This is a genomic window from Mycetocola saprophilus (assembly GCF_000718085.1).
Lineage (GTDB): Bacteria > Actinomycetota > Actinomycetes > Actinomycetales > Microbacteriaceae > Mycetocola > Mycetocola saprophilus.
Genome location: NZ_JOEC01000001.1, coordinates 875540 through 888043 on the forward strand (window position 1 = coordinate 875540; position 12504 = coordinate 888043).

A 12504-nucleotide genomic window follows, 5' to 3' on the forward strand; every position below is an offset into this window, starting at 1 on the left:
TTATTTCCAAAACCGGCAGGATCTGATTTCCAAAATGTTACAGGGCGGCGGCATCGGTAAACAGAATGTTTCGTACCCGATGCCGCCGCCCCGTGGGAAGCGCGAATTACGCCTCGACGCGGACCACCATCTTGCCCACGTTCTTTCCGGCGAGCAGGTCGATGAAGGCCTGCGGGGTGTTCTCGATGCCCTCGACCACGGTCTCGTCATAGACGATCTCGCCGGCGGCGAACCACTCCCCCATGGCCTTCGCGAAGGAGGGGGCCGCCGCGACGTGCTCACCGATGGTGAAGCCGCGCAGGCGCAGGCTCTGGGTAATCAGGCGGCTCATGTTACGCGGTCCCACCTTGGGGGCGGTGACGTTGTACTCGGAGCTGGCGCCGCACAGCGCGACCCGGCCGCCGCGGTGCAGGGCGCCGATGGCGGCCTCGAGGTGCTCGCCACCGACGTTGTCGAAGTAGACGTCGATCCCGTCCGGGGCCACCTCGGCCAGCTGCTCGGCAACCGGTGCCGCGTCGTTGTAGTTAAAGGCGGCGTCATAGCCGTAACGCTCGGTCAGCATCGCGACCTTTTCGTCGGTACCGGCCGAGCCGACCACGCGGGAGGCCCCCATCAGGCGGGCGATCTGTCCGGCGGCGGTACCCACGGCGCCGGCGGCACCGGAGATGAAGACGATGTCGCCGGGCTTGATCTCGGCGATATCGCGCAGTCCCACGAAAGCGGTCAGCCCGGTCATGCCCAGGATGCCCAGCGAGGTGGACAGCGGGACGCCGGGAATCTCGGCGGCCCGGCGGAATCCGGCGGCAGGACCCTGGGCGACCGAACGCCAACCCTGGTCATGGCTCACGGCGGTGCCCACGGGCAGCTCGGAGGCATTCGAGGCGATCACGTGGCCCACGGCCCCGCCGGTCAGGGCCGCATCCAGCTCGAACGGCGCCACATAGGACTCGCCGAGGTTCATCCGGCCACGCATATAGGGGTCAACCGACACGAATCGGTTGATCACCCGAACCTCACCCTCGGCGAGCTCGGGCAGGGTGCGCTCCACGCGTCGGAAGGTGTCCGGGGTGGGCCAGCCCTCGGGGCGCTCGGCGAGGTGGAATTCGACGGTGGTGTCGGGAATCGGTGTGGTGTTCATGAATACAGCCTTAGCGTGTTGCGAGTGCGACAAAGAGGAAGATGAGGCCCAGCAGCGGCAGGGTTCCCTGCGTGATCGCCGCGCGAGCCTTGGTGTGGTCGGAGAGCAGGAGGACCAGTGCGGCGGCAAACATCGGAGCGATGCCGGCAATGATCAGGGTCAGTCCGATCGTCTCGGTCCCGGCGATAACCAGGATCAGACCGATAAGCGAGGTAATCGCCAGAAACAGGTTGTAGAAGCCCTGGTTGAACGCGAGGGGCTTGGTGATTTCGGCCACCTCGGCACTCTCGATCCCGAAGGTTTTCCGAGTGCTGGGGGCGGTCCAACGCACGGACTCCATCACGAAGATGTAGCAGTGCAGCGCGGCAGCCAGGGTGGCGAATACGAGTCCGACGACAAGCATTTGGGGGTTCCTCACGTTAGATAACAGGGGTCTGGAAACTAGCGTACAATAGATTCTGAACCGATCGTTGCAGAATGTGAGAAAACATGGCTCGCTCCCGAGAATTTGATACCGCCGCCGTGGTGCGTGCGGCCCGCGACCTGTTCTGGGCGGTCGGCTATGACGTTGCCTCGATCAGCGACCTGGAAGCGGCGACCGGCCTGTCGCGGTCGAGCCTGTATCAGGCGTTCGGCAATAAGCGGGGGCTGTTTGATGCGGCGCTTCAGGACTACCTGGATGAGATCATCGAGCCGCGCCTGGTGCACCTTACCGACGGAAGCCCCGACGGGGTGCGGCGTTATCTGCGCGATATGGCGGCATCTCTGGCCGCGCTGGAACCCGGGGACCCGCGGTTCGGGTGCATGATTGTGCGCGCCGGGGCGGGAATCGGCTCGCGGGATACCGATGCGGCCGCCGTGGTTGCGGGTTATCGCCGCCGCGTCGAAGGCTCGATCCTCGCCGCGCTCCGCGTGGACGCCCCGCTTCCCGCCGATCAGGCGCGCACCGCACACCGCGCCACGGTCATTACCGGGCTGATCGTGAGTACGCTGCTGCTTGCCCCGGTGGACGTGGACGGTGCCCTGGCGCTGCTGGACGCGGCGATTATCGAGGCGGCGCCGCCGGCCGAATAGGACTGGCGGGGCCTCGAAGGAGTCCCCTGTGGACTACTCGGTCACCGTGGCCGCGTGGGTCAGTGCGGACTACTCGGTCACCGCGCCCGCGTGGGTCAGCGCGATCATGCGCGAGATCGCACGCTGGTACTTCTTGCGGTAGCCGCCCTCCAGCATGCCGTCGCCGAAGATCTGATCCAGCGCGATCCCCGAGGCCACGATCGGGACCTGGGCGTCGTAGACGCGGTCGATGAACGCCACGATCTGCAGGGCGCGGGTTTGGTCGGTGAGCTCGTGCACGTCACGAATCCCCAGCCGGGACAGCCCGGTGATCAGGCCCGCATAGCGGGACGGGTGCACGGATTGCAGGTGGTTCAGGATGGTGTCGAACGCGTCGTCCGAGACCTCGGCATTCACGGGCAGACCGGCGGTCAGCGCGGTGTCGAAGTCCGCCGGGTCGGTCACGATGCAGGATCCGCTCACCGCGCGGCGTCGGTAGTCGGTTCCGTCGATACGCAGGGTGCGGAAGTGCGCGGACATCGCCTGGATCTCACGTAGGAAGTCGGCCGCGGCGAAGCGTCCCTCCCCCAGCGCGCCGGGCGGGGTGTTCGAGGTGGCCGCGATGCGGGTCCCCGAGGCAACCAGTTCCCCCAGCAGGCGGGTCATCAGCATCGTGTCACCCGGATCATCGAGCTCAAACTCGTCGATGCAGATGAGGGTCGCGCCGGTCAGCGCCTGCACGGCCTGCTGATACCCGAGGGCACCTACCAGCGAGGTGTACTCGATAAAGGTGCCAAAGTATTTGCGGGGACCCGGCGCCCGGTGCCAGAGCGAGGCGAGCAGGTGGGTCTTGCCCACGCCGAAGCCACCGTCGAGGTAGATGCCCGGCTGAACCGTCGGTGCCTTCTTTTTCCGGCCGAAGAAGCCACCCGAGCGCTGCACGCCCCAGGCATCGGCAAACTCGGTCAGGATCGTGACGGCCTCGGCCTGGCTGGGATAGTCGGCATCGGGCCGATAGTTCTCAAACGAGGCCTGCGCAAACTGCGGGGGCGGGGTGAGCCCGGCGATAATGGCCTGCGCGTCGCTGCGCGGGGTGCGTTCGGTCAGGCTGATGCGACGCTGCGTGGGGGCTGCGGTCATGTGGGGGCTACCTCGTGTGTCGGATTCTTTCGCCACCCTGATGACAAGCCGCGCAAAGGTGCGTACATTCGAAGGTGGGGCGTCGGCTCCTAGCCTAGTCCCACGAGGCGCGTGCCCGTGGGGTGTCGGCTGTGAACCCGCCCCATCAGCCACCATCCGGACCGGCGATTGCCGGTGCAACCCGAGGGGAACCCCGTGACATTCGCCTTTGATACCTCCGACCCCAAGTTTGCCGACTACGCACACCCGGGCAAACTCGTCTCCACCTCCTGGCTGGCCGATCGCCTCGGCGAACCGGGACTCGTGGTGGTGGAATCCGATGAGGACGTGCTGCTCTACTCGGTGGGCCACATCCCCGGCGCGGTCAAGGTGGACTGGCACACCGAACTCAACGACCCGGTGGTGCGCGACTACGTCGACGGCGAGGGGTTTGCCGAGCTGCTGTCGGCTAAGGGAATCTCGCGCGATGACACGGTGGTGATCTATGGCGATAAGAGTAACTGGTGGGCGGCCTACGCGCTGTGGGTCTTCACGCTGTTTGGACACCCCGATGTGCGCCTGCTGGATGGCGGGCGGGATAAGTGGATCGCCGAGGGCCGAGACATCACCACCGATATTCCCGACCGGATCGCGACCCGCTACCCGGTGATCGAACGCGATGACCACACCGAGCGCGCATTCCGCGACGACGTGATCGACCACCTGGGAAACCCGCTGATCGACATCCGCTCCCCGCAGGAGTACACCGGCGAACGCGTGACCCACCCGGACTACCCGGAGGAGGGTGTGCTGCGCGGCGGTCACATCCCCACCGCCCATAACGTCCCCTGGGCTCGGGCAGTGGCGGCCGACGGCGGCTACCTGACCCGCGAGGAACTCGAGGCGATTTACCGCGGCGAACTCGGCCTGGCCCCCACCGAGTCGGTCATTACGTACTGCCGGATCGGGGAGCGCTCCAGCCACACCTGGTTCGCGCTGCGCTATCTGCTGGGATTCCAGGCGGTTCGCAACTACGACGGCTCCTGGACCGAGTGGGGCAACGCCGTGCGGGTGCCCATCGTCCAGGGCTCCGAACGCGGAACCCGACCGGCGCGCGGCGCCCGGGCGTCCGCTCACTAGGAACGGGGTGGACAAAGGGCCGCGGGGATTCCCCGCGGCCCTTCACTCTGGGCGAAATCCACGGCCCGTCGCGCCCGAGGCTGGCATAATGGTGTCCCATGACCGATAACGCGCTGCCCGCCGCGCTCGCCGAGATCAGCGAGGACTTCCTCGACCTCGACGAAAACTCGCGGCTTGAACTGCTGCTCGACTTCTCCCGCGAACTTCCCGAGCTGCCCGCTCGCTACAGCGACCATCCCGAGGAGCTCGAGCGCGTGGCCGAGTGCCAGTCCCCCGTGTTCATCCGGGTGGAACTGGATGAGGCCGGACTCGTGCAGCTGTTTGCGACCGCGCCCCAGGAGGCCCCCACCACGCGCGGCTTTGCCAGCATTCTGGTTCAGGGGCTCTCGGGGCTGAGCGTCGAATCGGCGCTGGCCGTGCCCTCCGACTACTCGCAGCGTCTGGGGCTGGCGCGCGCCGTGTCTCCGCTTCGTCTGGCCGGGATGACCGGGATGATTCGTCGTGCCCAGCGTCAGATTCGCCTGCTGGCCGGACATGAGTAGTCTGACCGAGCTTCTCCCCGCCAGCGGAGAGAGCATCGATCCCGCGCTGCCCGAGGCGCGCGAGTGGATCGCCGAACGCTACGCGCTCGCCGGAGAATCCTGGACCGCGGTGAACATGATCACCACGATGAACGGATCCGCCGCCGGCGAGGACGGCACCAGCGACACCATCTCCAACCGGGTGGATCGCACCATCCTCAGCGTCATTCGCGACCAGGCGGACGCGGTACTGGTGGGCGCGCAGAGCCTGCGGGCCGAGGGGTATACGATTCCGCGCCGGGCCGCGCTGGCCGTGCTGACCCGCAGCGGGGATCTGGGCGACGTTCCCGATAACGAGGGTGCCCGGGAACGTTTGATTGTGCTGTGCCCACGCGCCTCGGTCCCCAAGGTGACCGCCCGGATGGATGGCCGGGTTCGCGCGGTCATCGGTATCGAAGCCGCCGATCCGTCCCCCGCTCAGATCCTGGCCACCCTGGCCGAACACGGGCTCAATCGGGTGATCTGCGAGGGTGGCCCGACCGTGACCGGTAGCTTCCTGGCCGCCGGCGCGATCGATGAGATCTTCCTCACCGCGGCGCCCAGCGTGGTCCTGCCACCGCAGCCGGTGTTTGGCCAGACCGAGCACCTGGTGACCCGCTACACCCTGCACGGCCTGATGCTGGACGATGAGGGCACGCTGTATCAGCGCTTCCGTCCGCGCACCGCGGAGTAGCGCGGCCACACAGGCAGTTGACCGAGCGGCGGTTGCGGAGCAAACCCTGGCCGAGCGCGCGGCCAAAGAAAACGACCCGGTGGGATCTCCCACCGGGTCGTTTCTGGTTAGTCCTGCGTGGACGGTTCGCGCTGAGCGTCGAGCCACTCATGCACCAGGCGCTCCCAGCGTTCGCGGTCGAAGTTCCACAGCTTGGTGTGCCGGGCCACGGCGAACTCCTCAAGCGTGACGATGTCCGGCCGCTCGATCGCCAGCGCCTGCGAGGCCTCGGCGGGGACCACATCGTCGTCCACGCTGTGCAGGATCAGGGTCGGGATGCGCAGCTCGTCGGCCCGGGCGACCAAATTCATCCGGTCAAGGCGGACAGGCTCGCCGAGTCCGGTGATCCCGGAGGCCCAGCCGGCGCCGAGCAGGTGGACGGCGATGTCGCGCACGGGGCGCGGCAGACGCCGTTCGCGGGCCTGGAATGCCAGGACCTCGGCCCAGTCGATCACCGGGGAATCCAGCAGCAGCGCGGAGACCTCCGAACCGTGCTCGCCGTTCAGGATCGTCTGCAGGGAAATCGCGCCGCCCATGGACCAGCCCATCAGCACGATGCGCGCCGCCGAGCGGGCCCGGACCCAGCCCAGGGCCGCGTCCACATCGTGCCATTCGGTCAGGCCCAGCCCATAGCGGCCATCGGCGCTGGCGGGTGCATCGCCGTCATTGCGGTAGGACAGCAGGAGCACGTTGTAACCGGCGGCCTGGGCGGTGGGAACCGCCCGCAGGCCCTCGCCCCGACGCGTACCGCGGCCGTGCACCACTACCAGCCAGGGTGCGTTCTCGTCCTCAACCGGGAAGAGCCAGGCGGGTGCCACGCCGTTGTCTACCGGGATGTGGACGTTCTCCCAGTGCTCGGCCACGGTCGTGGGGTCGGCATCCACCCAGGCGGTGAAGCGTCCACCGCCATGACCCACCAGGCCGCGCAGATTCTGCGCGGGTAGCTCGCGGGTAACCGTGTGCTCCCCGACCGCCACAACCTCGCCGATGCGCACCAGGCGTTCGGGGCGTCCGTACCAGATGCCGTACTGTCCGGGCAGGACCGTGAAGTCGGTGCGCGAGAGCACGATGGTGCCCTCGATCTCGTTGATTCCCAGGACCTGGGTATCGGGCGCATCCGGACCCGGAGGCGTCACCACCTCGCGCGCCAGGATCGCCGAGACGGTGGCGATTCCGGCCGCAACAATAGCGGTGGTGGCGGCGACGGCCGCCGCGGGCAGGATTAACGCGCGAGCTCCGGCGCGGCGTGAAGAATTCATAGCCAACTAACTCTAGTCTGCAATCGTGACTGATTCGGTAACGGACGGACTCGCCCCGGCTGACTTTCTCCGGGCACGCGACGCCATCCGAAGTGTGATCCTACGCCCCGAACTGCGGGTCCATGAGATTACCGCGCCGGAGCGTCTTGCGCCGTACGCGCTGGCCCTGGCCGCCGATGTCATTCCGCCCGAGCGGGGGCGTCGAGATGCCCCGCATGCGGCGGACTCCGAGCACGGTGCCGGCCGCTTTGTCCTGCTCTATGACCCCGCGGCCCCCGAGGCCTGGGGCGGGGTCTTTCGGGTGATCTGTTTCGCCCAGGCCCCACTCGAACCCGAGCTCGGCGTGGACCCGTTCATGGCCGGGGTTGCCTGGTCCTGGTTGATGGATGCCCTGGAGTCGCGCGATGCCCAATTTGGCGCGGCGAGCGGCACCGCCACTAAGGTAATATCAACGGGTTTTGGCGAGCTCGCCCGTGCCGGAGACGGCACACAGCTTGAGCTGCGCGCGTCCTGGTCGCCCAGTAATGCCGAAATCGGCGCCCATGTCGAAGGCTGGGGCGACCTGCTGTGTCTCCTCGCGGGCCTTCCCCCGACCGAAGAAGGAGTGACCATGATCGGTCGCCGCAGAGGCCCCCGTGCCTGAGCGCCGCAGACGAGCATCGGCTCCCGCAGGAAACACCGCACCGTCCGCCGCCGCATCGAGCGAGCCCGTTTCCGCCGACGCCGTCGAGGTCGAACAGGCCTCCTCCGGTTCGGCGTCGCGCACACGTACCCGGTCCCGACGCGCGTCGGCACCGGCCGGCGCTGCCGCGCAGGCACCGGTGGTCTCGGTGAGCGCCACCGCGGCGGCCACCCAGGCGCTGGCCCAGAGCGAGGGTGCCCCCGCGGGTGCCACACGCAAGGTGATCGACACCCCGCGCGCCTATGCCGCCTCCCTGGAACTCCTGGCGGCCGGTCACGGACCGGTGGCCGTTGACGCCGAGCGCGCCTCGGGCTACCGCTACTCGCAGCGGGCCTACCTGATCCAGGTCTTCCGCCGGGGATCGGGCATGTTCCTCTACGACCCGATCGCGCTGGGATCGATGCACGAGCTTCAGGCCGTGATCGGCGACGCCGAGTGGGTGCTGCACGCCGCGAGCCAGGACCTTCCGTGCCTGCGCGAGGTGGGCCTGGATCCGCGCGAGATTTTTGACACCGAGCTGGCCGCCCGACTGCTGGGCATGCCGCGGGTGGGTCTGGGTGCCGTGGTGGAGTCCCTGCTGGGCATCCACCTGGCTAAGGAGCACTCGGCCGCCGACTGGTCCACCCGTCCGCTCCCCCAGTCCTGGCTGGAGTATGCGGCCCTGGACGTGGAGCTCCTGGTGGATCTGCGTGACGAGGTCGAGAAGCTGCTGATCGCGGCCGATAAAACCGAGATCGCTCGGCAGGAGTTTGAGGCCGAACTGGCCAAGCCGGCTCCCGCGCCCAAGGTCGACCCGTGGCGCAAGCTCTCGGGTGCCCCGAGCGCGCGCAACCGGCAGATCCTGGCGGTGGCCCGCGAACTGTGGGTCGCCCGCGACACCCTGGCACGACGTCGGGACGTGGCCCCGGGACGCCTGGTCCCCGATGCCGCGCTGCAGGCCGCGGTCAAGGCCAACCCCAAGACCCGCGCCCAGCTCGCCGGTATGCGCGCCTTCACCGGCCGCGCCAGCCGTACCGAGCTGAACACCTGGTGGGAGGCCATCGAGCGCGGGCAGCACGAGACCGAGCTGCCGCCGCTGCGCATTCACACCGATACCCTGCCGCCGATCCGTGCCTGGGCCGAAAAGAACCCCGAGGCACACCACCGCCTGCGGGTGACCCGTCCGCGGGTGCAGGCGCATGCCGAAGAGATTCTGATGCCGGTGGAGAACCTGCTGACTCCGGAATTGCTGCGTCGGGTGGCCTGGCAGCCGCCGACCGAGCTGACCGCCGAGGCGGTCGGAGCGGCCCTCGCCGAGCTCGGGGCGCGCCCCTGGCAGGTTGAGGAAACCTCACAGCTAATCGCGGATGCGTTTGTAGAAGCCCCCCAAATTGTTTTGGATGACGACGGCGCGGTTTCGTAGGAAGCATCAAAGGGGTAGCTGAGCGCCCGCGGTCATCCCTAGGATCGAATCAATCGATTCCTCTAGGAGGCAGTGTGGCCAAGAAAAACGACGTCTATTTCGTCGATGGAACGCGAACCCCGTTCGGACGTGCCGGTGAAAAGGGCATGTACTGGAACACCCGCGCCGATGATCTCGTGGTGAAGGCCATGATCGGCCTACTTGAACGAAACCCCGGTGTTCCCGGGGAACGCATTGACGACGTCGCGATTGCCGCCACCACCCAGCAGGGCGACCAGGGCCTGACCCTGGGCCGCACCGCCGCGCTGTTGGCGGGTCTGCCCACCACGGTGCCCGGCTACGCGATTGACCGCATGTGTGCGGGGGCGATGACCGCGGTCACCGCCCTCGGTGCCGGGGTGGCCTTCGGGGCCTACGACCTGGCCATCGCCGGGGGCGTGGAGCACATGGGGCGTCACCCGATGGGCTTCAACGCCGACCCGAACCCGCGCTTTTTGGCGGAGAAGATCGTCAGCCCGGACGCCCTGAACATGGGCATTACCGCCGAGAACCTGCACGATCGCTTCCCGCAGCTGACCAAGGAGCGCGCCGACCACTTCGGCCTGCGCAGTCAGCAGAAGGTCGAGGCGGCCTACCGCAACGGGAAGATCCGGCCGGATCTGATCCCGATCGCGCTGCGCAGCGAGGCGGGCTGGGGCCTGGCCGACACCGACCAGGGCATGCGTCCGGAGACCACGATGGAGGGCCTGGCCACGCTGCGCACGCCCTTCCGTCCGCATGGCCGCGTCACCGCCGGTAACTCCTCGCCGCTGACCGACGGGGCCACGGTGAGCCTGCTCGCCGGAAGCCAGGCGGTCCACGACCTCAAGCTGACCCCGAAGATGCGGATGGTCTCCTTCGCCTATGCGGGCGTCGAGCCCGAGCTGATGGGCCTGGGCCCGATTCCCTCTACCGAGAAGGCGCTGGCCAAGGCTGGCCTGAAGATCGAGGACATCGGCCTGTTTGAGCTCAACGAGGCCTTCGCGGTGCAGGTGCTGAGCTTCCTGGACCACTACGGCATCGGCGATGACGATCCGCGGGTCAACGCCTGGGGCGGCGCCATCGCCCTCGGCCACCCGCTGGCGGCCTCGGGTGTGCGCCTGATGATCCAGCTCGCCGCGCAGTTCGCCGAGAACCCCGGCGTGCGTTACGGGCTCACCGCGATGTGTGTGGGACTCGGCCAGGGCGGCACCGTCATCTGGGAGAACCCGAACTGGAACGGAAAGAAGTAGATTATGACCGACTACTCCACCATCGACTTTTCCCCGCTCGTCGAGGCCTCGGCCGACGAGGTGGTCACCCACAGTTTTGTGCAGGATGTTCGCCTGGCCTCGGGTAAGACCCTGGCGCTGATCACCCTGGACAACGGCCGGGACCACACCCGCCCGAACACGTTTGGGCCGGCCACGCTGATCGAACTCGGCGAGGTCCTGGACGCGCTGAGTCTGCGCGCCTCCGCCGGGGAGATTGCCGGTGTGGCCATCACCGGTAAGCCGTTCATCCTGGCCGCCGGTGCAGATCTCTCCAAGGTGGGAGACCTCGACAGCATCGAGGTCGCGCGCCTGCTCCCCCGCCTGGGCCACCACGTGTTTGGCAAGCTGCACACCCTCGGGGTGCCCACGTTCACCTTCATCAATGGCCTCGCCCTGGGCGGTGGCCTGGAGATCGCCCTGAACAGCGACTACCGCACGGTAGATGCTTCGGCGGCCGGGATCGGCCTGCCCGAGGTCTTCCTGGGCCTCATCCCCGGCTGGGGCGGCTCCTGGTTGCTGCCCAACCTGATCGGCATCGAAAACGCCCTCAAGGTCATCATCGAGAACCCGCTCAAGATGAACCGGATGCTGCGTCCGGCGCAGGTCCTGGAACTCGGGATCGCCGATGCGAGCTTCGGATCGGCAACGTTCCTGGAATCCTCGCTCGCCTGGGCCTCCGGGGTCATCGAGGGCACCACCAGGGTGGCGCGTCCGAATTTGCCGGGCAAGCTCGAGCGCCTGGCCAAGTGGGACATCGCCCTCGGTATCGCCCGCAAGACCCTGGAGTCGAAGATCGGCACCGAGCCGGTTGCCCCGTATCTGGCGCTGGACCTGATCAAGGCCGCCAAGTCCGTCTCGCGCGAGGAGGGCTTCGCGCTCGAGGACGAGGCACTCACCACGCTGATCTCCGGGGACCAGTTCCGCGCCTCGATCTACGCCTTCAACCTGGTGCAAAAGCGCGCCAAGCGACCCGCGGGGGCTCCGGATAAGGCCCTCGCCAAGAAGATCACCAAGGTGGGTGTGATCGGGGCGGGCCTGATGGCCAGCCAGTTCGCGCTGCTGTTTGTGCGTCGCCTGCAGGTGCCGGTGGTCATCACCGATCTGGACCAGGCGCGGGTGGACAAGGGCGTGTCGCATATTCGCGACGAGATCCGGGCGCTGGCCGAGAAGGGCCGCATCTCTAGCGACGAGGCCAACCGTCTCGCCGCGCTGATCCACGGGACCACCGATCGAGCCGAGTTTTCCGACTGCGACTGGGTCATCGAGGCGGTGTTCGAGGAGCTGGAGATCAAGCAGAACGTGTTTGCCGACTTCGAGAAGATTGTGCGCGAGGACACCATCCTGGCCACCAACACCTCCTCGCTCTCGGTCGAGAAGATCGGGGCCAAGCTCGCTCATCCCGAGCGCCTGGTCGGCTTCCACTTCTTCAACCCGGTCGCGGTGATGCCGCTGATCGAGGTGGTCAAGGCACCCGCCACCAACGATGAGACCCTGTCCACCGCGATGGTCGTGGCCAAGAACCTGCGCAAGAACGCGGTGATCACCCGCGATACCCCGGGCTTCGTGGTCAACCGCGTGCTGGCGGTCCTGCTGGGCGAGGCGATGCGTGCGGTGGATGCCGGCACGAGTTTCGGTACGGTGGACGCCGCGCTGGCACCGCTGGGCCTGCCGATGGCTCCCTCGGCCCTGCTCGACCTCGTGGGTCTCAAGGTGGGTGCGCACGTGCTGGACACCCATCACAACGCGTTCCCCGAGCGCTTCTACCGCTCGGAGAACCTGCACAAGCTGGCCGACTACGGCACGCTGCTGGAGCGGGACGCCAAGGGCAAGGTCAAGGGATTCGATAAGGGGGCGCTGAAGCTCGTCTCGGGCGGAAAGAGCCCCGTGTCCGAGGCGGAGATCCTGCGCCGGGTGCAGGATGGCCTGGCCACCGAAATCCACCTGATGCTCGAGGACGACGTGGTGCACGCCGCCGAGGACATCGACCTGTGCCTGATCCTGGGGGCCGGTTGGCCCTTCATCGATGGCGGGATCACCCCGTATCTGGACCGTGTCGGGGCGAGCGAGCGCACCTTTGGTGCGAGCTTCCACGACCCGCAGATTCGCGGGCTGTAGCCGCCACCACT

General features: G+C 67.5%; 12 protein-coding genes. 8 read left to right on the top strand and 4 right to left on the bottom strand.

What is annotated here, in order from left to right; translation table 11 throughout:
* Nucleotides 1-106 precede the first annotated feature (106 nt).
* Nucleotides 107-1138, bottom strand: coding sequence for an NADP-dependent oxidoreductase (locus IE92_RS0103870; protein WP_030143559.1), 1032 nt, complete (start codon nucleotides 1136-1138; stop codon nucleotides 107-109).
* A 10-nt stretch (nucleotides 1139-1148) separates the two neighbouring features.
* Nucleotides 1149-1541 carry a DUF1304 domain-containing protein gene (locus IE92_RS0103875; RefSeq protein WP_030143560.1) on the bottom strand — a complete coding sequence of 131 codons (393 nt, stop codon included), beginning with the start codon at nucleotides 1539-1541 and terminating at the stop codon, nucleotides 1149-1151.
* An 86-nt stretch (nucleotides 1542-1627) separates the two neighbouring features.
* On the opposite strand from IE92_RS0103875, the gene IE92_RS0103880 reads away from it, so the two are divergent.
* Nucleotides 1628-2212, top strand: coding sequence for a TetR/AcrR family transcriptional regulator (locus IE92_RS0103880; protein ID WP_030143561.1), 585 nt, complete (start codon nucleotides 1628-1630; stop codon nucleotides 2210-2212).
* Between the two features lie 69 nt (nucleotides 2213-2281).
* Here IE92_RS0103880 and zapE read toward each other — a convergent pair whose 3' ends face one another.
* Nucleotides 2282-3331, bottom strand: a complete 1050-nt coding sequence (zapE, locus tag IE92_RS0103885; RefSeq protein ID WP_030143562.1) for a cell division protein ZapE — start codon at nucleotides 3329-3331, stop codon at nucleotides 2282-2284.
* A gap of 195 nt (nucleotides 3332-3526) precedes the next feature.
* Here zapE and IE92_RS0103890 point away from each other — a divergent pair, with 195 nt between their 5' ends.
* The 3 genes from IE92_RS0103890 to IE92_RS0103900 all read left to right on the top strand — a co-directional run bounded on the left by IE92_RS0103890 (nucleotide 3527) and on the right by IE92_RS0103900 (nucleotide 5704).
* A complete protein-coding gene (locus IE92_RS0103890; protein WP_030143563.1) occupies nucleotides 3527-4450 on the top strand; it encodes a sulfurtransferase in 924 nt (307 codons plus the stop codon).
* A 98-nt stretch (nucleotides 4451-4548) separates the two neighbouring features.
* Nucleotides 4549-4992, top strand: coding sequence for a SufE family protein (locus tag IE92_RS0103895; protein WP_030143564.1), 444 nt, complete (start codon nucleotides 4549-4551; stop codon nucleotides 4990-4992).
* Complete coding sequence (locus tag IE92_RS0103900) at nucleotides 4985-5704, top strand: dihydrofolate reductase family protein (RefSeq protein WP_051701877.1); 720 nt, start codon at nucleotides 4985-4987, stop codon at nucleotides 5702-5704. The genes IE92_RS0103895 and IE92_RS0103900 overlap by 8 nt, the downstream gene beginning before the upstream one ends.
* A 107-nt stretch (nucleotides 5705-5811) precedes the next feature.
* Here IE92_RS0103900 and IE92_RS0103905 read toward each other — a convergent pair whose 3' ends face one another.
* Complete coding sequence (locus tag IE92_RS0103905; protein WP_030143566.1) at nucleotides 5812-7002, bottom strand: alpha/beta hydrolase family protein; 1191 nt, start codon at nucleotides 7000-7002, stop codon at nucleotides 5812-5814.
* A gap of 25 nt (nucleotides 7003-7027) precedes the next feature.
* On the opposite strand from IE92_RS0103905, the gene IE92_RS0103910 reads away from it, so the two are divergent.
* From IE92_RS0103910 to IE92_RS0103930, 4 genes are all read left to right on the top strand, one after another.
* The gene (locus tag IE92_RS0103910; RefSeq protein ID WP_030143567.1) at nucleotides 7028-7645 is read left to right on the top strand and encodes a DUF3000 domain-containing protein; all 618 of its coding nucleotides are present in this window, start codon (nucleotides 7028-7030) and stop codon (nucleotides 7643-7645) included.
* Between the two features lie 259 nt (nucleotides 7646-7904).
* The gene (locus tag IE92_RS0103920; protein WP_030143568.1) at nucleotides 7905-9086 is read left to right on the top strand and encodes an HRDC domain-containing protein; all 1182 of its coding nucleotides are present in this window, start codon (nucleotides 7905-7907) and stop codon (nucleotides 9084-9086) included.
* Between the two features lie 74 nt (nucleotides 9087-9160).
* Complete coding sequence (locus IE92_RS0103925) at nucleotides 9161-10357, top strand: thiolase family protein (RefSeq protein ID WP_030143569.1); 1197 nt, start codon at nucleotides 9161-9163, stop codon at nucleotides 10355-10357.
* Nucleotides 10358-10360: 3 nt separating this feature from the next.
* On the top strand, nucleotides 10361-12493 hold the full coding sequence (locus IE92_RS0103930) for a 3-hydroxyacyl-CoA dehydrogenase NAD-binding domain-containing protein (protein WP_030143570.1): 2133 nt from the start codon (nucleotides 10361-10363) through the stop codon (nucleotides 12491-12493).
* Nucleotides 12494-12504: the final 11 nt, after the last annotated feature.